17 protein-coding genes and 1 pseudogene are annotated in these 23,119 nt (G+C 55.4%); 3 read left to right on the top strand and 15 right to left on the bottom strand.

Features of this window, described 5'->3' with window-relative positions; all coding sequences use genetic code 11:
• Positions 1-309: 309 nt before the first annotated feature.
• Entirely contained in the window at positions 310-2,802 is a 2,493-nt protein-coding gene (locus RBH19_RS08090; RefSeq protein ID WP_306728324.1) for a DEAD/DEAH box helicase, read from the top strand.
• A 1,127-nt stretch (positions 2,803-3,929) separates the two neighbouring features.
• Here the strand turns inward: RBH19_RS08090 and RBH19_RS08085 are convergent.
• Complete coding sequence (locus tag RBH19_RS08085) at positions 3,930-4,193, bottom strand: DUF3892 domain-containing protein (protein WP_306728323.1); 264 nt, start codon at positions 4,191-4,193, stop codon at positions 3,930-3,932.
• A 127-nt stretch (positions 4,194-4,320) separates the two neighbouring features.
• Between RBH19_RS08085 and RBH19_RS08080 the strand changes: the two genes are divergently transcribed.
• The gene (locus RBH19_RS08080) at positions 4,321-5,199 is read left to right on the top strand and encodes a BrxR family helix-turn-helix transcriptional regulator (protein ID WP_306728322.1); all 879 of its coding nucleotides are present in this window, start codon (positions 4,321-4,323) and stop codon (positions 5,197-5,199) included.
• Between the two features lie 237 nt (positions 5,200-5,436).
• Here RBH19_RS08080 and RBH19_RS08075 read toward each other — a convergent pair whose 3' ends face one another.
• From RBH19_RS08075 to RBH19_RS08020, 12 genes are all read right to left on the bottom strand, one after another.
• Complete coding sequence (locus RBH19_RS08075) at positions 5,437-5,739, bottom strand: DUF3892 domain-containing protein (protein WP_306728321.1); 303 nt, start codon at positions 5,737-5,739, stop codon at positions 5,437-5,439.
• A 470-nt stretch (positions 5,740-6,209) separates the two neighbouring features.
• On the bottom strand, positions 6,210-7,325 hold the full coding sequence (locus RBH19_RS08070) for a helix-hairpin-helix domain-containing protein (RefSeq protein ID WP_306728320.1): 1,116 nt from the start codon (positions 7,323-7,325) through the stop codon (positions 6,210-6,212).
• Positions 7,326-7,710: 385 nt separating this feature from the next.
• Complete coding sequence (locus RBH19_RS08065) at positions 7,711-8,637, bottom strand: diacylglycerol kinase catalytic domain-containing protein (protein ID WP_445353972.1); 927 nt, start codon at positions 8,635-8,637, stop codon at positions 7,711-7,713.
• The gene (locus RBH19_RS08060) at positions 8,637-9,635 is read right to left on the bottom strand and encodes an SPFH domain-containing protein (RefSeq protein WP_306728318.1); all 999 of its coding nucleotides are present in this window, start codon (positions 9,633-9,635) and stop codon (positions 8,637-8,639) included. The genes RBH19_RS08065 and RBH19_RS08060 overlap by 1 nt, the downstream gene beginning before the upstream one ends.
• Positions 9,556-10,224 (bottom strand): NUDIX hydrolase, encoded by a 669-nt coding sequence (locus tag RBH19_RS08055; protein ID WP_306728317.1) that lies wholly within the window; start codon positions 10,222-10,224, stop codon positions 9,556-9,558. The genes RBH19_RS08060 and RBH19_RS08055 overlap by 80 nt, the downstream gene beginning before the upstream one ends.
• Positions 10,225-10,866: 642 nt before the next feature.
• A complete protein-coding gene (locus RBH19_RS08050) occupies positions 10,867-11,595 on the bottom strand; it encodes a hypothetical protein (protein WP_306728316.1) in 729 nt (242 codons plus the stop codon).
• A complete protein-coding gene (locus tag RBH19_RS08045) occupies positions 11,588-14,713 on the bottom strand; it encodes an HsdM family class I SAM-dependent methyltransferase (RefSeq protein ID WP_306728315.1) in 3,126 nt (1,041 codons plus the stop codon). Before RBH19_RS08045 ends, RBH19_RS08050 begins: the two co-directional genes overlap by 8 nt.
• A gap of 22 nt (positions 14,714-14,735) precedes the next feature.
• Positions 14,736-15,236 carry a MerR family transcriptional regulator gene (locus RBH19_RS08040; RefSeq protein ID WP_306728314.1) on the bottom strand — a complete coding sequence of 167 codons (501 nt, stop codon included), beginning with the start codon at positions 15,234-15,236 and terminating at the stop codon, positions 14,736-14,738.
• Between the two features lie 271 nt (positions 15,237-15,507).
• Positions 15,508-16,659: a TniQ family protein gene (locus tag RBH19_RS13675; RefSeq protein ID WP_510184479.1), complete on the bottom strand. Its 1,152-nt coding sequence runs from the start codon at positions 16,657-16,659 to the stop codon at positions 15,508-15,510.
• A 5-nt stretch (positions 16,660-16,664) separates the two neighbouring features.
• Complete coding sequence (locus tag RBH19_RS08030; RefSeq protein WP_306728312.1) at positions 16,665-17,540, bottom strand: TniB family NTP-binding protein; 876 nt, start codon at positions 17,538-17,540, stop codon at positions 16,665-16,667.
• Entirely contained in the window at positions 17,541-19,400 is a 1,860-nt protein-coding gene (locus RBH19_RS08025; RefSeq protein WP_306728311.1) for a TnsB C-terminal domain-containing protein, read from the bottom strand.
• The gene (locus RBH19_RS08020) at positions 19,397-20,146 is read right to left on the bottom strand and encodes a TnsA endonuclease N-terminal domain-containing protein (protein WP_306728310.1); all 750 of its coding nucleotides are present in this window, start codon (positions 20,144-20,146) and stop codon (positions 19,397-19,399) included. The genes RBH19_RS08025 and RBH19_RS08020 overlap by 4 nt, the downstream gene beginning before the upstream one ends.
• A gap of 216 nt (positions 20,147-20,362) precedes the next feature.
• Here RBH19_RS08020 and RBH19_RS08015 point away from each other — a divergent pair.
• Positions 20,363-21,643: pseudogene (locus tag RBH19_RS08015) on the top strand (YifB family Mg chelatase-like AAA ATPase); the annotation flags it as partial.
• 28 nt (positions 21,644-21,671) lie between these two features.
• Here RBH19_RS08015 and RBH19_RS08010 read toward each other — a convergent pair.
• Both RBH19_RS08010 and RBH19_RS08005 read right to left on the bottom strand, forming a co-directional pair.
• Complete coding sequence (locus RBH19_RS08010; protein ID WP_306728309.1) at positions 21,672-22,655, bottom strand: hypothetical protein; 984 nt, start codon at positions 22,653-22,655, stop codon at positions 21,672-21,674.
• Positions 22,656-22,721: 66 nt separating this feature from the next.
• Positions 22,722-23,057, bottom strand: a complete 336-nt coding sequence (locus RBH19_RS08005; protein WP_306728308.1) for an ABM domain-containing protein — start codon at positions 23,055-23,057, stop codon at positions 22,722-22,724.
• Positions 23,058-23,119 lie beyond the last annotated feature (62 nt).

Below are 23,119 nucleotides of genomic sequence, written 5' to 3'. Positions count from 1 at the left end.
GAATGCTATCGGTGGACAGAAGCATCGGTATTGCACCAATTGAAGTCAACGGGTAACTGGGATCCGGAATTACCTTAGGAATGTTGCCTGTGGTTGAAGCGTTTACGATCGCTTTACCACCCTAAGTGAGAGCTCAACACGAATAGTTCCTTGCTGTTAGTTTCAACGAATGGTCATTGAGATTATCCGATCTAGGATCGCTTAGTCCATATAGGAGTGATAGACACACCTACATTGATCGATCAGGGGAGGAGTCAGGGGTGTTAAACCCACACCTAACTATCCCGATTATTCGTAAGGAGATGTAGAATGATCGATTTTGAACGTTTAGTTGGTCGTTCCCAGGCGAGCATACGATACGAGCTGCTGGAGCTCTACGAGACTCTTGACGTTAGGAGTAGTCATACCGAGCTTAGAGACTCACAACGTGAAGCGTTGAACGAGCTTACAGAACGGAATGAGGAAAAAGATCTGATCTTAAAGATTAGCACTGGCGCTGGAAAAACGACTATCGGATTGTTGTATCTGTATGGCCACATGAGAGTCAGCGGCGAACCAGTTGTTTACCTTTGCCCAACCAGGCAGCTTTCAGAGCAGGTATGTCAGGAAGCGAGGCGGCTTGGGATTCCGGCCTCAATCTACGCTGGAGGGGCTAGGTATCCGGATTTGGCTTGCAGCCGAGGTGAATCCATTATCGTATGCACATACGAAAAATTATTCAATGCGCGAACCACATTCCATCGATCCGATGTAAGCATCACGCCAAAGGCTATTGTGTTGGATGATGCCCACGCGGGCGTCGAGGCTATCCGCAAGCAATTTACGCTTAAACTGTCAGGGAAACCATTTGGGGCGCTTATCGAAATCATCCGGGCACGGTGCAAGGATTACAATCCAACAAAGTGGGCTGACCTTGAACACGGAGAGCCGCAGGCGATAATGGAGATACCGTACTGGATTTGGCATGATCTATCTCCGAAGATTCAAGAAGGCCTCCATGAGTTTTCGGATACAAATGACTTTGGATTTGTCTGGCCGTATATAGAGGACATTATCCCGTATTGTCGATGCGTAGTTGCATCTGACTACGCGGAGATAGCCCCGGAAATCTCACCGATCCAAAAGGTATGGGCATACGCGGGTGCGTCACACCGACTATTTATGTCCGCAACTCTTGTCGATGACTCGGTCTTGATACGAGAGCTAGGCGCAGAGAAATGCGCCGTGGACTCACCCCTGCATCCAGAGTCTGATCGTGGCATGGGCGAGAGGATGATTGTTGCTCCAGCCTTGATTTCTCCGGACTTGTCACGAGAATGGGTAATGCGTCTGTGTCGGGAGATTTCAGACAGGTCAAATGTCGTCGTTCTGACATCGAGCAGCTCGCAAGCAGAAGAATGGGAAGAAGCGGGTGCTTCATCGTGCATAGGAGACGATTTTTCTACCGGACTAGAACGAGTAAAAGCTGGAGAGATCCCGTTTGCTGTTTTCGCACAGCGTTTCGATGGCGTAGACCTTCCTGATGAATCTTGTCGCGTTTTAGTTATTGATGGAATCCCCTATGGGGAGTCGTTGATTGACTTAGCTGACTCCCTTCAGATGGTCTCCTTGGCTGGCGTTAGGAATAGAACAATATTCAGAGTCGAGCAGGGAATGGGGCGCGCGGTTCGTTCGCATGCAGATTTTGCCGTCGTTCTTCTCGTCGGGGAAGACTTGTCTTCATTTGTAGGGAGAAAGAGCGTTCAGAACGCGATGACGCCGGACACGAGGAACCAAATTAATCTGTCAATTGAACTGGCAGAGCTTGCAAAACAACATAGACCCGAAAACCCTGAACAATCCGTGGCTGAACTTATAGGCCAATGCCTTAATCGCGACAAGGGGTGGAAGCGATATTACAATTCAAAGGTCCGTCAGGCAAAGAAGGAAGCTGGGGCGAAGAGACCCGGGCTGGCAATGCTAGCTGCTGCAGAAAGAACAGCATTTGAGTACGCGATGGCCAATATGGCAAGCGATGGAAGACACCATCTTACCAACGCACTCAATAATGTGAGCCTGGAGGACAATGAAGGAGCGGTGTACCTACAGCGACTGGCGAGATTGATTTATCCTCTAGATAAATCAGAAGCCATGAAGATTCAGAAGCGGGCGCGCAAAGACTGCAATTCGGTATTTCTGCCGCCAGAAATGCCTAAGAAGCCTTCAGAACCTCCTAACAGGCCTGCTGCGGATCTATTTTGTGATTGGATGGGAAACTTTTCTGAGCCCAATGCAGCGGTTATTGAGGCAGACCGGATATCCGGTTCACTGGATCTAGAGGCGTCTCCGAAGAATGTCGAAGCTTCACTGCACGATCTAGGCGCAGCATTGGGAGCTCGATCTTTTAGGCCAGAAGACGAGTACGGCGAGGGACCTGACAATTTGTGGTTTTGGGGGGATTTGCTTTTTGTGATCGAAGCGAAAAGCGGAAACAAGAACTCCCTACACAAAAAAGACTCTGGGCAGCTGCATGACAGCCTAGAATGGGCTAAGTCCAACTACAAGAGTTATAAAGGTCGGATAGTCCCGCTGATTGTCGCCAAAATATGTTTGGCAGATAGCGACGCCCATTTTCCAGAAGACACCCGCGTGCTTACGCAAGAAGGGCTCGATGATATTGGTGCTTCTCTGAAGCGTCTATGTCGAAAAGTTGCAGAGCAGGGTCCGCTTTTCATCAAGGGCGAAGTGGTCCAACCAATCATGGAATCTGAAGGGATCGCACCAAGCTCACGACTCCGCACTCACACTCAAAAGATCATATAGACAGGCTATGTTGATTCTCCCCGTATTGGGCGAGTGCGGAGCAGGTATCTCGGATAGAGTTTGGGAAGAACTATGAGTCGTACGCTCTACGCCGCAAAGGTGCGGATTGGGAGGGACCGACGCCAGTCTACTGGATGGTAGGTGGTCCTTGGCGAGTCGCCAAGAAATTGAACACCTCCGGTGGCGGGGTACGACCAACGAGATTGAATTTAACCGCCTCACAAAGGTCTGGATTCTGGCGATCGGTCGGCGCGCAGCACTCCCCGTAGTTTCCTTTCGGATGCATGCAACCACAGCGTTCGGAGTCTTTCAGTTCAATAAGGCGTTCGTAGCGGCTGTGCGCCGCTTGTCCGCCTGGCCACCTCCCATGGAACTCGAAAAATAGGTGCTTGACCGCCCATAAGGAGTAGAGATCGAGCAAAGTGACCAAGGAATCCCCGTAGAGCCATGTCCTGTCTTTGGGTTCGAAAGCGCAGATAGAACCATCCGGCGGATTGGTATGCCTAGGACCAATCCAATTGCCATCGCTCCAGAATCCCCATGTTCTGGGCATTGGCGACCTCGGGCCAATACCTTGGTAAGGCAGACGACAACGGAAAGTCTTTGGGAGAGCAGTCACGAAGTACGCCCGAGGTCGAGGACCAGGAACCAGCTTGCTTGGCGTGATTAACCAAATAGCATCGCCAGTTTCATAATCCTCCACCCCGGGGTACGCGCTCCTGAGCTCCGAAAGCCCCGTTAGATCAGCGGATCCACGGGATTGCTTGACGTCCGGTGCTTCGGTATCGGCCGGGGCCGATCCTCCGGCCGTCCCGGCTGTGTTGGCCTGCCCTTGCCCTCCGGAGGGCCTTTTCCGCGACCGGGCTTCGGATCCTCTCTTTCTCGATTGGACATCGTCTTCTGCCTCCTCACCCGGCATTTGGATGTGGTCCGAAGGGGGGCCGGGCAAAATTACCCCTCCGTTCCGCGCGTGCACATCACGATCCCCATCGAGCAGGCCCCCGATCTGTCCGACAAGCGCGAGGTCGTCTGGCCCGAAAGCTATTCGCTGCTTCCCGCGGGATTCATGTTTTGAATTCGGATTGGGCATTGTTCAGTGCCTCGTTGCTACTTGCTGTCAGCCCCAATCAGCAATCCGGCAGTTCCAGCAGATTATTCCTCGGTGTTGAGTCCCAATCGGTCCGCAGATACTTGCCGTTGGGCCCGTCAACAACTTTGATACTCGCCCGGTTTCCACGCGGGCCAACCGCTGTGTACTTGACGGTGCCGCTGTCGATGTCACTGATCGCGCCTGCAGCGTTTCGTGGGCTCCAGGGCGCGCCCGGGCGGCAAAGCGCCGTAATGGTCCCGTCGGACTTGTCTTTTCTCGTTCGTGTAACTTCACGCTCCATTGGTAGTGCTCCTTCGTGGTTTTCCGTGCAAACAAACCCTTTATTGGGCTATCATTCACACTAGACCAGTTAATATGGTTCAGTCAAGTTTTTGTGGGTTCACTATTATTTTACAATGGAGAATGGGATGACAGGCCCAAAAGAGGACGCCAGAGCCCGCCACAATTGGGGCCAACGCCGGAGACTGGCTTTCATCGAGTTCCGGTTGCTGTGGGAACGGAGAGTTAATCGGCGGGACATTCGGAATTTCTTCAACATCTCCGCGCAGCAGGCGACGAACGACCTTCGGGAGTATTCCGAGATTCAAGGCGAGGGCGTCGCGTACGATCCAAGCGAGCGGACTTACCGACCTACATCTCTATTCAAGCCCAAACTTACCTCCGGCAACGCGGAAGAGTACCTGCACGAGCTGATCGCCAACTGGGCCGCTTATGTGGATTCGTCCTCATCTTTTATTGGTTCGGCAGCGCCTAACGGGCTTGTTTCGCTGCCGCAACGGATTGTCGATAGCTCCGTCCTTAGAGAAATCTTGCGGGCAATACGAGAGTCAAAAGCACTCCATATCCGTTATTTCTCATTGAACAGCGGAGATTCTTGGAGATGGATTGTCCCACACGGTCTTGCCTGGGACGGTCTTCGCTGGCATGTGAGGGCATATTCAATAAATCGAGATCAGTATAGGGACTTTGTGCTAACACGAATATCTGAAACGGGAGAGACAAGTCCAACTTCGATTACAGGTGAGGATGACTGGCTTTGGCACGAGTTTGTCACCGTACGCCTTGGTCCTCACCCTGGCTTGGAGGAAGGACAAAGGAAAGCGCTCCAAATGGACTATGAAATGGTGAACGGCGAAATCGCGGTAAATATTCGAGGCGCGCTCGTTTTCTATCTATTCAATAGATTGGGCTTGGAGGAGAGCGGATGGAGTGCCAAGCCTAAAGTCCAGCAACTTGAACTGAAGAACAAAAAAGAACTAGCACATATCTTAAAGGAAATCTATTAAGACCAATAACAATGAGCGACCCAATATGGGGCTCAGTCGAATGAGCCCGAAGATGAAGGCGGCCCTGGTCGATTAGGCTCTACTTTGAGCGCTGCTAAAAATGGGGGCCGGTATTACCATGTGTGTTTTGACCTCTCTGCTATCAACGAATAGTTGCCTACCCCCTTCGGCATCCCGCCATTTGATGAATGTTGGCGTCTATATGCTAATGGCATAGAAACACAGGAGCGCTCCAACCTAGAATTCCGGCAGGTTGCCCAAGTTGTCATTCGCTTGATCATTTGCGTCCGTTCGTAGAAATCGCCGCTGGCCCACGCTCATGGGCTGCACCTTTTCTCCCTCATACCATCCATCATCATTGGAGAGTATGGTGACAAAGGTCTTTCCGTCATCGATCTTTGCTAGCACATCTTTTCGAGCCCACTCTTCATGTTTGCCAAATTCCTCTCCAAGGTCTTTATGCACTTTAACTTTGTCAATGTACTGGCCATTGCGATCATAATGCACTTCGGATATCCCATAGTCTGCCCATGTTTCCATCTTGCGACCCTCCTATAGTTGTTTCGGCTCAAGCAAGCCTCAGCCTAGCTCATTCAAGAATCTAAAGGGGGATGAGCTAGATAGCACTTATGCGAGAAAAAATTCTCTGCGAGGTTTTATAAAGCCCAACTCTTCTATTGGCAGCGGCCCGACGAGAGGGCACCTTCAATCTCTTGAGACACCTCGATGACCGAGTTATTTTTACTAGCCACCACGCCAGGATAGCTCAACTGGCATAAGTTTTCACAAAGTTGCTTTCAGAACATCATTTGTGGCCACGCCTGAGGGAATAGATACCGAGTTTTGACGAGGCCGTATAAACAGATGATTTCCGCAACGCTTGGCTATAGCCATCGATTCATATGCAATCGAAAAGCCCATGGAGATATGTGTAACTTGTTAGTTTTCGGTGAAGTTGAAGGCAGAGTATTGCTAGCCATTGTGCTGGGTGAAATTGCTGCTCGCCTGGGTCATTCGCACACTAGCGCTGATGATCGTATCTCGTTCAGGCGTGTTGGCCCGATACCCGGGACACGCTTCACCTCAGAAAGCTCCGACCATGGCCGCCCATGGACCAGCTCCTTTGCCCGTTCGGGTCCAATGTGAGGGATCCGCTGAAGTTCTTCGGTAGAGGCGGTATTCAGGTCTATACAGACTTCTTCACTGAGCTTTCCCTGTTCAACTGCAACCCCACGTTGCCAATTTGGTACTCTTAAGGGCCCCGACCGCATAGCTCGGGCTTCTACCGAGCCGACAAGAAGGTAAACGGGGGCATGGTCGGAAACATGGTTGCGAGCCGCCTGGTGGCTCCAATACCGCTCGCCAGTGTCGGTCAGACTCTCGGGAAATGCATCGATCCCGGCTGCGATGATCCCGAAGCCGTGCTCCAGGGGTAGCAAGATGTTGTCGTAGAGATTGGCGTAGTGGCGATCTTGAGGCGACAAGGTGGTCGCGCCTTCTGTTATCAACGGTTCAGCCAGTTCAAGCATCGGGCTCCACGCTGAGTGATCCGGCGGGAGGTTGAAATCCCCCAACAGAAGAATCCGGTCGCGGTCTTCTGGGTATATTTCCTCAAGCCAACGCCAATAGTCAGCCAGGGCCTGGACTTCAGGTGTCCGATCACTTACCCGGTCTCCGTACAACACATGGATGGTCGCCGCAGCAAACACCATGTCGGTCTCACGGACCCGAAACCGTGCCGAAAACGGCTCTCGAGCGAACAAATCGCGGTCGTCAAGGTAGACAACCGCCCCATCCACATACTCAACCGCCTGCTGACGCCACAGGAACGCGTAATGCTCCTGATAAGTTCCTCGACCTAGAGATTCCGAATAAATCGCTTCCCAAGGTTCCCCTGTCTTATCAGACAGCTTGTCCGCGAGCGCCTCGGCCGCCTCCGGTCGCATTAGTTCCTGAATGGCCAAAAAATCGTACTGGGAGGCGACACGCGCGACGGCATGGAGGGATTTGTCGTTATTCCAGCCTAGGTTTTCGATATTCCAGGACGCAATCCGCACATCTCCGTAGGCCAATGTGCAGAACACTAGAGCTGGGAAGGCAAGAACCTGCCATATCGTTAGTCGCATAGTGCTGCTCGATGCCGAATCGCCTGGTCCAAATATCGATGGTTCACCGCCGTTTCGCAACCACCGCGACGGTAAACCTCCGAAAGGCTCCAGCCATTGCCATACCCCCTTGGCGACGAGCAAGCCGTTGCAAGCGGCATGACAGTGATCCATCGCCGTTTGGATCGACGAACCAACGCGGTCGGACAGGCATGATCAGACTTGTCCTACATCCTTGCGCTGACTTCTTTTGTATTCTGATCTTGTCGTCACCGACGCAGCCGCCGGCGGGCTGCTCAAGCGGGACGGCACCCTCCTATGGGTCCGGCTAACAGTCCGCAGTCATCGCCTGGAAGTTGCCATGGCCAAGAATTTACATCTGAAACGGGGAAGTTACTTAGGCGGGCTAGACGGAGAGCAATAGTGTCCTATCGGCCAAGGTGATCTCCGCGACGGCACCTGAGTTGAACTCAAGAAAATCCGCCTCTATCCCATCGCTGAAAATCACTCCATTCCGCGGCATCATCGACACGACGCTCAACGGGACCTCGTCAGAGGCTCGACCGTAAACAAGCTCGGTCCCACATCCCACGCCTGGAAATGGCTCCCTGACGGCGAATAGGAGCTCCTGAGTGTCCCAGGGAAGCGGTTTTGGCATGCCGGCAGAAATACCAGAATCCAGAGCGCCGGCAACAGCCAGCGCACTCGCATGGATAGAGCGCATCCAGCCCGTCGAACCGGCGCCTGTGGAAACAATAACGCCGCTCGACGACTGGAATTCCGCCTGGCCTCCATAGGAGAGACGATATCGGGCAGACACATGGCTCTTGGACCCAATGAATAGATCATTCACCGCAAGGAGGCGCTGGCCATCGCTAAGGCGAGCTTCAGCCATCGTCACACGCTTCAGGTTTCCCCTCTCTGCCAATGTCTGCGTGAAGACCGTCCCAAACTCTGAATTCGTAACCGGGCACAAAATGCCGTCAATCCGCTCCGGGTCCGGATTGACGGGGATAACCGGTTGGCCATCCAGATACTTTGCGGTATTGACCACCAGACCGTCCGGCCCAAGCGTGACGACGAGATCTGAGGTGCGAAACTGGTATTGAGGCAGAAGATCCCGGTCAATCTGATGGTATTTCAGTGTTCCCGGGATTTGTTTGCGCAGTTCGCTAATCAGCTGATGGTACGCATCGTGCTCTTCGACGATCGGCGCGAACGACTCACCCGCCTGGGTCAGGTAGAACTCTGCCTGAGCACGCGTCTGGAAGCGCACCACCAACTCTTCGAGGGTGGTGCGCTTCGTCACAAGGACAACCCGGTCAATACCCATCACTCAGCCCGCTTTTCAGACTGGGTCTGGGAGTGCCCGATCCAGTTCGAAACTGCCGTGAGGACCTCGGGCGTCAAATTCAGCTGGCCGATATTTGGATTTGTGGCCGCCCAGTCCCGGAATGCCACCATCGCCAGTGTAGAGGGAGCGGTCTCGAGATACGGTGAGAGCCGCAGCTTATCAGCCTCCGCATCGGCTTCTGCAACCCGAAGCTTGTTCTTGGATTCTGATTCGACCAACGATTCACGGCGGTTCTCGACTTGAATGTCAGTATCCAGCTCGGCCTCACGCAGCTTGCGCTCTTCTTCAACGGCCGCCGCGCGTCGAGCGTAGATCGCCTGGTCAGCTCTGCGATTCAAGGATTCTCGGAAATCGGCCTCAAGTGCCTTTTTCATCTCGGGTGTTGCCGTAATTCTCACCACATAAACGCTTTCGACATGGATGCCGAGCTCGGACAGGGCGCCGTCAGCACGCAGATTTTCGGTGAGTTCTGACGATAGCTGGGATGCGATCCGCAAGGATTCTTCCAGGGACAGCTGTCTCAGGGTCGGTCGCGCACGCGATTGCAGTGCGTTCACTATGCGCACCTGCAGTTTCTCGAGATCATTGGATTTGTACTCGCCAGAGGCTGGATCGAATGTAAAATCCAGCGCTTTGGCGGCCTTGGAAGGCTCGGTAATACGGTAGGTGAGACTGCCCTGAACCGTCACATCCTGGTAGTCCGAGGTGCTTTCCTGGATCACGAATTGGGCATCTCGGCTCGAAACAGGGACAACGATCAGGTTCGTAGTGTGCGGAAGATAGAAGAAAGACGCGCCAACGCCTTCTCTAATGGTTTTCCCGTTCCTGACTGCGATCACATGGTGGCTCGGATCGCCCTTGAAGTAACGAATTAACATGATTCCGCCCTCCTCGTTGCTAGCGGAAATATTCCAGACGGTGGCCGGTTTTTGCTCGATATAGCTTGGCCGGCCGGCTGGGACCTCCTCGGCGCTCATTTCCCGTCGGCTCCACAAGCCCGAGGCCGAGTATGAATTTCCTGAAATTGCGCTTATCGAGCTGCTCCCCCTTGACCGCCTCGTAGACCCGCTGGAGATCGGACAAGGCGAATTCGTCGGGAAGGAACTGAAAAGCGACCGTGGAATAGTCGAGCTTGGACGCGAGACGCTGGCGCGCCAGCTGGATGATCTGGGCATGGTCGAATGCGAGCTCAGGAAGAGCATCTGCAGGGAACCAGGCGGCTGCGTCCGCATCGGTCCGGGCGGTGAGAGTAAGGCCTTCCCCGGGTACTAGCGCGTAGTAGGCCACACTGATCACCCGCTCCCGTGGATCCCGGCCCTGATCACCGAAAGTATAGAGCTGCTCCAGGAAAAACCCGGAAACCCCAGCTTCTTCGCTCAATTCCCGTGCGGCACACTCTTCTAGGGTGGCGTCGTCTGTCCTCAAAAAGCCTCCTGGAAGCGCCCAAGAGCCTTTGAACGGTGCTCCTCGCCTCCGAATCAGGAGTAGCTTCAGCTCATCACCCAGAAGCGTAAATAGCGCGACGTCGGTCGCAATAGCGAAATGCGGGTATTCGTATTGATACATGCGCTCAGACCATTCGTGTCCATTGAACACTAACGATAGTGTGCTGCGGACACGAAGTCAAGGTCTTCCGGGTGAATTTCACGTGCCCATCCATGAGCCGGCGAGCGCTGTGTCGTACCATGGGCCGACACGCACCGGGATATGAGCCTCGGTCGACCAGCTCGGCGTGCGACTAAATACTGTTCATCTCAGCCAGCCTGGAGGTAGTAGGAAGGACCTCGGAGTCACGGAAGCCTGCGTGCAAAGAGAGAAGCCCTATGAAGAAAGATCTAATGATGCGAGGAATGGCGCGCTACGCTTACGAGCGAATGATGCTCGCGTTCCCATCTTTCAATTACGGAGGCTTGTGGACCCAAGGTAGCTCATACTTCATCAATTGCCTGCAGGCTGACGAAGAGTATACAGCCCCGGAACTTCCAGACGTTCTCGACTGTACAGGTGATCCGGTAATACCTCCCCCCCACAGATGACGCCGAGCATCTAGCAGTGGATATGGGTGAAAAGGGCCGCCAGTTCGATCGCAAAGAATGCCACTGGGTTCATCTGCGGCTATTAACTCCGCGATAAATGCGCCAGCAGTGATTACAAAATTGTTGGGTTGAGCAATCTTAGAAATTGACTGAAGCAATAGTCAACGACTTTCTACTTTAGCCACAAGTGAATCAAATGAATATCCCCTGGATTAGAGTTTTGCTCGGGATACTTCCAGTTCCTCCGATGCACGGTTTGACAAGTATGAACTTGGCTATTAGGAGCCCAGGAATCGACTCTATTATGTTTTGGAGACCAAACACCTACACCTTTTGCCTTTTTTTTAAAAAGTGTGGCCAACCCAGACTCCGCGTCCCACCTATTTTCACGAATATAACCCAACATGAAGCCTTGCCGAATCGCCCACGCGTAATCTCCTTTCACAAAGCGGACTATGCCGTCACTCCCGTAACGGAGCAATTTCGTGTCGGCAATAATTTTAGCTTCGAAGAAAAGGGCCCAATATCGAGAATAGACTGTTCCGGGCGGTGACTTCCTCGGTCTGATTACGATATCTGGCCGCTTTGCCAGCGTTGATCCATCGTAGTTTTTAAGTTCCTCTGCAGTCGTCGGTGTTTCGAAATTGCTTTCATTAAATGCCCCCCTCGGCCCAAGGCGTCCCCGACGAATATGTTCGAGTACCTCGGCGACCTGATAAGTTATATGCGCCTCATCATCCGTAAGAATGTCCATTGAATGGCTCGGGTCGGCTCTAAGGTAGTTCCACGCTGACACCACTGCCGATAATGCGGAAACGATTAAAGGATTCGCGATATCCTCAAGTGGCAACTCGTTGCCCTGCGACCGCCCCAGGGCGGCCATAGACGCTCTCTCACCCATTACTGGCTTCCCTTCCACCCGTAGAAAAATGCGATAGAAGATCCAGGATGTTCATGGTAGCCCGAGTCGGCGTCCAATATTGGTACTGATTCCGCATCGCCACAACGATCTGGTCACCTGCTTGGTGTAATAATGCCCGCGTTGCGCCTTCGTTTTCTGCAATAACCTTCAGCAACTGCATTGCAATGGGCTCTTCCCGCGTGCGGCCGCCATTGGATCTCTTGACACCAATAAATTTCCACGTCTCACTACCAGATTCGACCAATCTTACGCTGAACTTCTCCCCCATATCATCACCGAATTCGTTCAGACCTTCCTCCAGGTTCTTCGCAAACTGATTAAGCTCTTTTGATGTCGGAGGCTTCTGAGCTCGCTCCTTTGCGCGAGCATATGGCGAGCGTAGTTCGAGCGCTTCATTAACCACTTGAGCCTCAAATGCGTCGATGCCATATAACTCATAAACGAATGAATCCAGCGATCGTTGATCTATTCGGTTATATTTCAAAATGGAGTCAGCTAACGCGATTATTCTCGCACGCGCTCTTAGATCAAGACTGGACAACTCAGGAACCGGAAACTGCGAGAACTCCCTGAGGAGTAATGCCTTTCGCTCTACACCAATTCTCGAGCTAGTCATTAGATTATAATAAGCGAAGAGCGAGCTATTGGACAGGACGAATATATACTTCGTCAACGCGTCTCCATCGTCATGGCCATAACCACTAAAGCCAAAGTACGACTCATTAAAGGCAATCATGCCAGAGCCGCCGGCCCAGTGCGCTTTCACTACCCCCTCTATATCCCCAGGTGCTTCCGCTAGGATCGCTAAAGGAAGTTTATAGCCGGCTGGCTTTCGCGCTCGTTCCAGCTCTTCATAGCTAAACTTGCGAAGGTCGCTATGCCTAATTCTGTACTTAGGGCTATCGGATTTCTCCAACATCCGTGCATACCGGAGCAGCTCAGGAGGCACTGGCCCTTTATCACTCCCCTTGCGATATCCTTGGCTCAGTCGCAATCCAAGGCGTTCAGTCCAATAATCACCTAACCTGGACCATACCATGGGTGAGTTATTAACTGAGCTCCAGTTCGCCCCTGCATAGTTTTGCGGAAGAACCAACCTTGACTCTAATTTATGGATAACCGAGGCATCGAAATCCGTACCTGTGAATAGCACCTTGGCGATTGTTGGTTCATTTATTATCGTTTTACTGTGAATAGGCCTTGCATTTTCATAGTCCACGACAATATGGGTTCGGCCTGTCGGGCTAGAATTCGGAACGGGGTCGACATAATAGAATTGTTCATCTTGCTTCGGCCGATCATTCGTGGCGAGAAGTACGCAAAATGGTGTACCCATCCCGTCCCAGACAGAGTGAACAATTTCCGACCCGTTAAGTATTCCTTTCACAGATACTGCATTGAATATAGCCTCTCTTGCGGCCGCAGGTTTTGGCTGTTGTTTAAAAAGGAATCGACCGTGCAGAACAAATGAAAGTACGCCGCCGGGTTTCGCCCACTCCATCGAGCGCCATACAAATGGAAGGTCTGGCACCAAGTCCGGATTGGAATATAGCGATTTGATTTCATCTTCCGAAGATACGCTCCTTCTCCGCTCGATGATTCCGTTGATTATCTTGTCGACTCTTTGATTTGCAGCCTTTCCTGGTTTTCCTTTCCAGCTCGTCCAAGGGGGATTTGCCGCGACGATGTCGAATTGACTCCGCATTTTATCGATCGGCATCGCCAAACTTCCGAGCAACCCTTCGGGAGAGCCGTCATCTGCATCACCGCCTATAGTCAGTAAATTTTCGCCTAAAAGATTCGGGAAGATCAGATCTTCCGGCGGACCTGGTTCTGGATCCAACTCTATTGCAGTTAAATACAGCGATAGAGCGGAAAGTCGTAACGCAGATCCATTTTTGTCAAACCCGAAGATTTGTTCATGAAGTATGCGCCTTATCTCTGCAGTTGTCGGTCGGCAGCCAGCTTCTCGCCAATTCTCGGCGATCAATCGCTGAAAGGCTAGTGTCAAAAACACGCCAGCACCTGCTGCCGGGTCAAGAACTTTTGCATCCGCCGGAGAACTCGTCGTCAACGCTTCAAATGCTTCATCTATTACATATTTGGCAACGGAGCTTGGCGTGTAATGAACGCTATCCGCTTTAGCTTTGTCTCCATAGAACCGGTGACTGTAATCTTCGTACACTTGGCTAAGCAGGCCCACAGGAACATGCGCAAAATTGATATCGCCCCAATCCAAAAGCTGCTGACCACTAGCCTCGGCGCGTGCAGCGATCTTTGTTAGCTCATGGAATATAGGATGTGAGCCATCGTTTTCAAATGCACCAAAGAACTTATTATATTTACCTTCACAAAGTGGCAGCAGGTTGCCGTTGAATGTCCTATCTAGCCACGCACAAGTTTTGGCGGCATTCCGCGCGTTTGAGAAGCACCTCGTCGCATCCCCTTGATTCTGTCGAAACAGCCATGGAAACGTTTTTTCATTTAATATATCTCGATCGATTAGGAATCGCGTAAACAATGCGCGTCCTACAAGGGATATCACTTGGTCCCTGTTATCTCGCAAACCCTCTGAGCTCAAGAGCTCCTTGGTAGCGTGCGTCAGCACATTGAACATCAACTCGTGAATTGAGTGGCGATCCGCTGATCGTCGCTTATGGTCGCCCTTGTCCTCTAGACCACCTTGCGCCAGATCGAGAATATAGCTTTCGGCTTTCGGCGTTCCCGCCTGTATGCTTTCGCGTAACGAAAGGGTTCTAAGTCGATCTACGGAATATAGATCCAACTGCCCTGGTTTAAGCACTGCCATGTACGCATTGTCACCGCGAAAAGCGAGGACACTCTTGAGCCGCTCCAACGCGATCTTCCCATGATTTCCAATTCCGACGGCGAGGGGCTCTCTAACAACAAAAACCAGGGGGCTCCCGCCTGCCTCAATTACGGCGCTAGGCCGTAACGGCAGATCTTCTGTTCCAGAGTGTCCTGAGAACAGATCTCGATACTGCAACGAATCGTATGACGGTTCACTGAGAAGGCGTACGGCGGACTCCGGCGCGCCATAGCTCTGAAGTTCAGACTTTATATCGAGTAGAGACATAGTCTTATTATCCTTCGAGAATTTAATAGCCAGCTTTGGGCTGTTTTCCGTCTTTCTCGAATTTTTGTTTTTCTTCTATTCCACCGGGCAAAGAGTCCAGTTCGTCACTCTGTGTACCCAACCTAATATCTATAAGACGAACCACATCTTCTCGAAGGTCGATAACAATCGCAGGCTTATCAAAATCATGACAGGTCGATTCGTTAGCTCTTTCCAACAAGACATCCCCACTTGCTGGGAAAATATAAAGCCGGAAATGCGCTAATCTCGGCCAATTGGGACCGTTTAGTTTCGCAAAAAGGGCCTGGCCAGCGGTGGCCAAATACCGGACTTCGCACCCACATTCTGAAATGGCGCGCCGAACAACGCGCAGAGCCAGGACATCCCCCAAGGTAAACGAGGGGTTATTCCCAGATTTCTTCTGCAAAGGCATCAGAAACCGGCGCCAATACCTGAGTTGGGCGCGTGTAACACCGCTAAACGCCTGTGCTTCTTGTGGGCGCAACAAAGCTGGATCGCTCATTTGCGAGGGCTTCACTATGGGCTCGTGTTAAGGATAGCACATAAACTGGTCGTATATAGCCACTTTTTCGGCTATACCGGGCCAGTAGTGAGGCTCGGCAGTCTGGAATGGCTGACGGAGAGGTTGGTTTTCCGCAAGGCCAAAACCTGTCTGGTCTTTACAGGATCTGGGCGCAATTGGACAACGGAACTAGAGGAGCCTCGGGTGCGGGGGCAATTGAGGTGTCGTGGTGATAGGAAAAGGATGGCTAGGTCCTACTAGCAGACGAGCTCTATTTCCGTGGTTTCGATACCGTATGGCCGACCAGAGTGCGCAGGGCGAGGTCAGATGGGTTCAGCCAGCGGCGGAGAAGATATGCCCGCGCCGCGTCGACTTCAGCCGCTGTAACACGATACCAGGGTCGGTCTACCCCTTCCTTCAGGGCGATTTCAAACCAAAACGGCAATTCCGATTTCCAATGATAACGACGGAAGCTCGATCCCATAACATCTGCAGCCTGGCACGATGCGATGAAGCGTGCAGGCCAGTCACGCAGCAACCATCCCGCTAAGAGAATCAGGTTTGCCCGGTCCTGGATGCCCCATTCCTCGAATGGCCGACCGTGCTTATCGGGCATCGTCACATTTGGGCATCCGACCTGCGATCTCATGCCTTCCAGCAGCAGCATGGTGCGTGCATTGGACGAAATCGCAGCCAGAAGGATGTGAAGCCCGACAAATAGGCAAAGCGGATGGCCAATCGGAAACGGAATTCCATTCGAAACTGCAGATATACCGGGCGTGAGCGCCTGATCAAGGGCACGAACGAGCCACAACATGTCCGCTGGCGCCCAAGATCGGGTGAAACCGTTTCCCAGAGGTCGGCCACAACGCCAGCAAGCACGCAATCGGTCGAATGGCGGCGTGAGGGTATGACCGTAGTCACACTGGTGGAAAGCCGCATTCGCCCCGCACGCAGCGCAACGATCCACCATCAGACAACCGTGGATGGGGCACGCCACAGCCCATGCGAGACGCCACTCCCGGCGGAAATACGGCACCTCGTCCGTCGCGAGGCAAATCGGGCAGTAGCTGGTAAAAGGCCGTTTGGCGAGCCGACTTGTTTTGCCGATGGGTAACACCCAGGCCAACTGGCCAGAGCGAGCAGCTCGCTCGAACAACACACCCTCGTATGCCGGCAGGGTCGTATCCCAGATCCGCCGGCGAGGCACCCCGGTCAGCCGATTGAGTCCCGCAAGCATCCGCACTGGCGGTGTGCGGTCCAGGTCGATCATCCACTTGAGCGCATCTCGGCCGAAATGCTCTCTCGTGAAGGGTTCGAGCTTCTGCCTGTTCGCCCAAGCTAGGCGTACAAGCCAAGAGGTGAGCAGCTCATTCGGTTGGGGGCGCGGCCGAAAGAAAAGCAGCCGTTGCCCGATGTCCATGGCCCCTACAGCCGCCCGCGCCGGCCGGGACGCTGCCAATAGATCTTTTTCAGCGAATCCTTCGAGAGATCGTCCGGCACGATCCGCTCGGCACCGGATTCCATGGCCTGCGCGGCAAGGCGCTGCAGCAATGTGACGACCTCTCCTATGATCCCGTCGGTCTCCTGGTGAACCCGGTCCGCTAGGGCTGGTTGGATCAACTTCGAGGGCTTGCGGAGCCCGAGCTTCGGCTCGATCGTCGCGAGCAGCTGCAGAAAACGCTCATCCGGCTCCCAGCGGGGCAAGTCCAGCGGCTGAAAGCGGTTGGCGATCTGCCGGTCGGCCTGGAGCGCGTTTCGCGTCTCCGGCGTACCAGCTACCACGATGGGAACCTCAAGCTCGTTTCCGAGGTATTTGACGGCATTCAAGAACCGGCGCTGGCGATTGCCAGTCCCGGCGACCGCGTGCTGGAACTCGTCGAGGATGATCATCCGAGTTTCCAGGCTAAACAGGAGTGATTTCAGCCGGTAGAGCTTCGAATCCGCCGGCTCACGCTGAGCGCCTGGCGCGTAGAGTTTCTCCAGCATGGAGTTGTACAGCCGACTTTCATCGGGTGCGGGCGGCGTCTGGAGCTTGAGGATCGGAATCTGAGTTTGCTCCGCCGTGGGATCGGGCTCAGGCGTGTTCCGGTCATAGAACCGGTTAAGCAACATGGTCTTGCCGTTGTTCGTCTCGCCGATCACCGCTGCGTTCGGCATGCGGTGCGATTGCGGATGGTGGAGCAGATCTTCAAGAATGCCCAGGATCTCCTTTGCCTTGGGGTAACCGATCCAGAACGGCCGGAAGAGCTCGCGCTTGCGCAGCGCGAGCTGCTCGACTTGCTTCTCCTGCTCCAGAGCCACCTAGAGGTCCTCTACTTCGTCGAAGGGCTTGATGTCGTCGAGAGCGCGCACCGCTTCCAGTTTCGGCTTCTCGGGCTTAGTGGGCGCTTCTCGCGCCTTTTTCGCGGCCTGCTGGCCATGGATCCGCCGGCTTCGGCTCAGCCGTGCCGATCGCGTCTTGCGCTTCGCCGTCTCTTCTATGTTCCTCATGTTGTGATAAGCGTCGAATATAGCCTCTTCGTCGATATCCTCCTTCTGCTGTTCCCGAAGCGTCGCTCGAATTTTCTTCAGTTCCCACAAGGTTATCGGGGGATGTCGGGTGTCGGCATAAGGGATCTCGAAATACTGCTCGGCATCCGGGTCGTAGAAATAGACCCGCGAAATGTCCCGGGGGTCCCGGCGGAACACGAACCGGCGCTTCCGCTTCAGATCGTTCGGCTCTCGCGCCTCAATCCAGCGGTGGAGCACATCGGCCTGGTAGTGGATGTAGTCCCAGACGATGCCATTCGATCGAATGGGCTTACGCTCCATCGGCATGAAGTCGAGGCGCAGACGCAAAGGGTCCTGAACCATCGGGATGTAGCCGATGCCCGGTTGCTCGTCCGTTCCAAGGATCCCTTGCTCGTATTTCTTGAGCGGCGTGGTCTCCAGCTGGCTGTGCACCTTGTTGTGATACATGCCCACAGCTAGGTGCAGGAGCCATTCTTCAAGCTCGCGCAAGGTCAGAGCTGATTGGCGGTCAGTGTCGTAGTCGCCCTTGGCCTTCGGATTGGAGAAGGTCGAGCCAGGCAACGCCTGAATTTCCTTCATGAAGGTGCCGAGCAATCGTTCGATATGCCCGCCATAGTTCGGCTTTTTGACCTTTCGGAACTGGAGGTCGATGCCGTAGGTACGGCAAGCCTCGCCAAGGGTGTTCCCACGAAATTCCTTGGCATTGTCGGCATGGATGACTCGGGGCAAGCCGTGGCATGGCCATTGCGCGTCGATCCCGAACTCTTCCAGCAATGGCTCTTTCGGCAGGATGGCGTTCGCCAGACACATACCCGTGCCGAGACTGCCTGGCGGATCGAGCGAAATGTAATAGCCGGCCATCAAGCGGCTGAAAATATCGACAGCCACTGTGATCCAGGGCCGCCCGATAGCCCGGCGCAGCTCCTCGTCGACCACAGTGAGATCCACCTGTGTGTGGTCAATTTGGAGCACAGAGTATGGGTACTCGGCATCCGGAAATTTCCCACGCCGAGCACGATACTTGAGCGCGGCATTCCGGCCTTTGCGTTGCCGATAGGCTTCTTCCAGTGGTATGGCTTTCACCCGATCGTAGTAGGTATTTTTGTGCGGGATCGGCAGGTCCAGGGTGCGACAGCGCCTTTTCAATTCCCGGTAGCTCTGTTCCACCGTTCGTTGCTGGCTGGTCATATGGAAGTCTTCGATGACACCCTTGATGACCTCCTCGACGCTCTCAGCCAGTTTGGTGCTTCCTCTGTCTTTGCGTCGTTGACGCAACAGAGCCGTGACCACGCCGTGCTCGGCGAACTTCTGCATCCACCCGTATAGCGTGGTGCTCGAAACAGCCTCCCGATCCGCCACCTCTGCGACATCGGCGGCGGTCCGGTCCGGCTTATCGAGCAAGGGGCGGATGACTTCGTAGCGCCTCAGGGCCTCTTGCCACTGCTTCTCGGGCATCTCGTCCAGATCTGGCGCACCCGGGGAGAAACAGGTGGATTCCGTCAAATCGGCAATTCGAAGCTCGCTTTCGGTCTGTGAGTCCAGATCCAGCACCCGTACACGGGTCGTGTCGACGAATCCCCGAATGCAGTAGCGGCGACCACCGGAGTTCACGACGGCGCCCTTGGCGACATGGACAACGCGATTACTCACAACACCTCCAGTTTCCGGCGGGTGAACTCGGTCTCCAGGCTGCGAATGCGGGTGGCCATCGTCAGCGGCCGATCCAGGTCGGCCTCCACAAAGCCTTCAAGCACGGCATTCCAGAGCCAGGGAAGAAGCCTCGCTTGTTCCTGGATGTCGCCGCTGAGCGTCTCAAGCACGCCCCTCGGGGTCGATTCACCCAGCTCGGCCAAACCGAGCCGCACGAGGCGCTGTCTGCGGAGCCCTTGGGTCTGATCCGGATCTATCCGCTGCCGGCGGAAACGCAGAAGAAAGCGAGCATTGGGGAGGTAAGGGGTCCGGATCTCCTTGTCGGTCACGATCTTGAAATACCAGCCGCTAGCCCGGGCGACGGCCATCGCCTGGCGAAAGCGCGGTCGGAGCTCGTCCCAGTCGCGGCGCAGTACCACCCTTGGCTTAACCTCGAAAAGACGCGGGGGCCGGGAGCAGTATTCCACCAGGACATCCGGGGTATAGGCCCGGCGCCGTCCAGTGCGGTCCGTCCAGCGCATGGTCAGCGGCTGGACGCTGTAGCGAACAACATCCGAATTTGCCTCAAGGAGGGTCAGGAAATCCTGCTCAAGGGAGGACTCGACCGGCTGCGGTAGATCATTTTTCTCCGTAACCACCCGCCCAGTGACGCTGACCTTCGAGGGGCCGATTGAGCGCACGGGGCTGCCGACCCTCTCCCAGAGGGCCCGTGTCACGGCCTGTTTGGCGAGTCGATCCTTCGTCATGGACCTATTCTAGCGCGCAAAAACGGTCCTGGTAGGCGGGAATTCCCAAAATTATGGGTGGGGCTTGTTGGACCTCACACCGTCGAACCCCCCTCTGTCCGGGTCGTCGTCCCCGTGGAACGATATTGAGGGGCGGATAAGGAGCCTGAAGTGGGTCATTCCAATTTATCGTTGTGTATTCCAAAAAAGCGATGTTTTTGACACAAGGAAGGGGCACGCTTTGACCTGGCCATCGCCCTGGGGATTCTGGCCGCGGCCGGCGAGATCCCCGAGGAGGCCATCGAGGGTCGCTGCTTTCTCGGCGAACTGTCCCTGTCCGGCGAACTGCGGCCGGTGCAGGGCATTCTGCCGGCGGCCTGTGCGGCCGGGCGTGCCGGGCAGCAACTGATCGTGCCGGACGACAACGGCGCCGAGGCGGCGCTGGCTTCGGGCACCGATACCCGCGCGGCCACCTCCCTGCTGGCCGTCACCGAGGCGCTGATCGGGGACCAGCCCCTGCCCCGGGCCAGGAGCGAGTCCATCCGGCCCGGCAGCGACATGGCGGATCTGGCCGATGTGCGCGGACAGCACCAGGCACGCCGGGCCCTGGAAGTGGCCGCGGCCGGGGGGCATTCCCTGCTCTTCATCGGCCCGCCCGGCACGGGCAAGAGCATGCTGGCCTCGCGCCTGCCGGGCATCCTGCCGCCCATGAGCGAGGAGGAAGCCCTGGAAGCGGCGGCGGTGGCCTCGGTGAGCGGGGAAGGCCTGGATCCGGCGCGCTGGAAGGTTCGCCGTTTCCGCAGCCCGCATCACACCTGTTCGGGGGTGGCCCTGGTGGGTGGCGGCTCACAGCCGCGGCCCGGCGAGATCTCACTGGCCCACCACGGCGTGCTCTTTCTGGATGAACTGCCCGAGTACGACCGCAAGGTACTGGAAGTGCTGCGCGAGCCCATCGAGACCGGGGAGATCCATATCTCGCGGGCCGCGCGGCGAGCCACCTTTCCGGCCCGTTTTCAGCTGGTGGCGGCCATGAACCCCTGCCCCTGTGGCTATCTGGGCGATCCGAAGAAGGCCTGCCGCTGCACCGAGGAACAGGTCAGCCGCTACCGCAACAAGATTTCCGGGCCCCTGCTGGACCGGATTGATCTGCAGGTCACGGTGCCCCGGCCGGACAAGGATCTGCTGCGGCCGAACGCTCCCCGGGGCGAATGCAGCGGCTCGGTGCGCGAGCGGGTGATGGCGGCCCGCAGCATTCAGATGGCACGCCAGGGCCGCCCCAATGCCGCCCTGGGCAGCCGCCAGATCGAGGCCCACTGCCTGCCGGATCCGGACGGCAGTGCCCTGCTGGAACAGGCCATGGATCGCCTGGGCCTGTCAGCCCGTGCCTATCACCGCATCCTGCGCCTGGCCCGCACCCTGGCCGACCTGGACGGCAGCGAAGCCATTGCCGCCGGCCACATCGGTGAAGCCATCCAGTACCGCAGCCTAGAACGGGGCGAGAGCGCGACGGCGGCCTAGTGGCTGAAGCGAGGCGCGTCGCGTAGCCTCAATCACGGCCGAGAAATGCACGGATATCCTTCAGCAGTTCCGCGCCGTGTTCATCACTGGGCCAACCGCGACGGCGATCCTGCAACTCGCCTTCTTCGAGGAAGAAGAAGACCGGTGTGGCACTGAAGGCAACCGTCTCCGGCCACTCGGCGTTCTGCCAGGCAATGGCGATCACCGCCTGTGTGGCCTCGCGATTCCAGTCAGCGATGCCGGTGAGGGGCCGACCCGTGCCTCGTTGGCCGCTCACCAGCAGCAGCCGCTCCCCTGGATAGTCTGACGCATCCAGGGCATCAATGTAATCCAGGGCGCGGGCGGAAAAATGGCAAGCGGTACTGACCGATGCGACAACCCAGCGGCCCGTGAGGTCCACGCCGTCTTTCAGAAGGCGTATACCAGCCTCCTCATGATCCGTCTGCAGCAAACGGATCGGATGCGCTTCCGTCTCTGAAACCCTCTGTGGATGATCATCAGCGAGGGGATTATCGATCTGTTCGTGATGCTGAGCGTAAAACTCGGCCGCCTCATCGAAACGCCTTGCGTCCAGTGCCGCCCACCAGCTTTGCTGGAAATGAGAGGCGTCCGGAGTTGACGGCTCATCGCGAGTGTTGTCGCGGCGTGCCTGCTCGGAGGACAGGCTGAGCATGACATCGGCGGCCACCGGGTCGGCGGTGTAGAAGCTCGTCGTAAACGCGGCCTCATAGAGCGCCTTCAATGCCTCGGGGCTCAGCGAGCGGTGCGTTTCTGCCTCATGACAGGGTGCCATGCGCTGACGAAAGTTGTCGGTCACCGCTTGAAATTCGTCCCGCGGCTTTTCCAGTTCGATACCGTGCGCCGCACGCGCCCGGCTGCCTTCATGGATCAGGGCCACGGTATGGTTCAGTCGCCGGGCTTCACTCTCGATTAGCTCATTGCATCGGTCTTCCGCCTGAACGAGGCTGGTCGTGAGTAGCAACACCATGAGGATGGGCCATCGAATCTTCACCGAAACACTCCCTGTTTGCCGAATTGCGTCCCCGGGTCGATCACCCGCAGACCCCATCCGATACTGCTAGGGCCGGCTGCTTCCACCCGGCAGGCCGTCAGTCTGGCGAATGTCGTAATGAATCACGTCGGTGGGCATTTCCACCAGGAAGTCCTGTTCCTTGGTGTAATAGCGGGCCTTGTCGGCCCGGCCGCCGGTAAAGGCCTCGATGGCTTCGCGGCTTTCCCACAGGGTCAGGATGACGACCTCACTGCGGTTATTGGGCAGATCGCGGGTCATGACCATGACGCCATGGTTGCCCTTGAGACCGGTATGGGCCTTGATACCGGTTTTTTCCATGTAGGCCAGGTACTCATCGCGTTTCGAGGTCGGCGTCACGCCGCGCCATTCACGAAGAATCATGCCGTGCTCTCCTCACGCCAGTGGGCTTTCGGCCAGCTTACCATCCCGGCGGCGGATGCAAA

Origin of the sequence: Natronospira bacteriovora, assembly GCF_030848495.1 — a bacterium.
Lineage (GTDB): Bacteria > Pseudomonadota > Gammaproteobacteria > Natronospirales > Natronospiraceae > Natronospira > Natronospira bacteriovora.
This window is presented reverse-complemented; position numbering and strand designations above follow the sequence as displayed.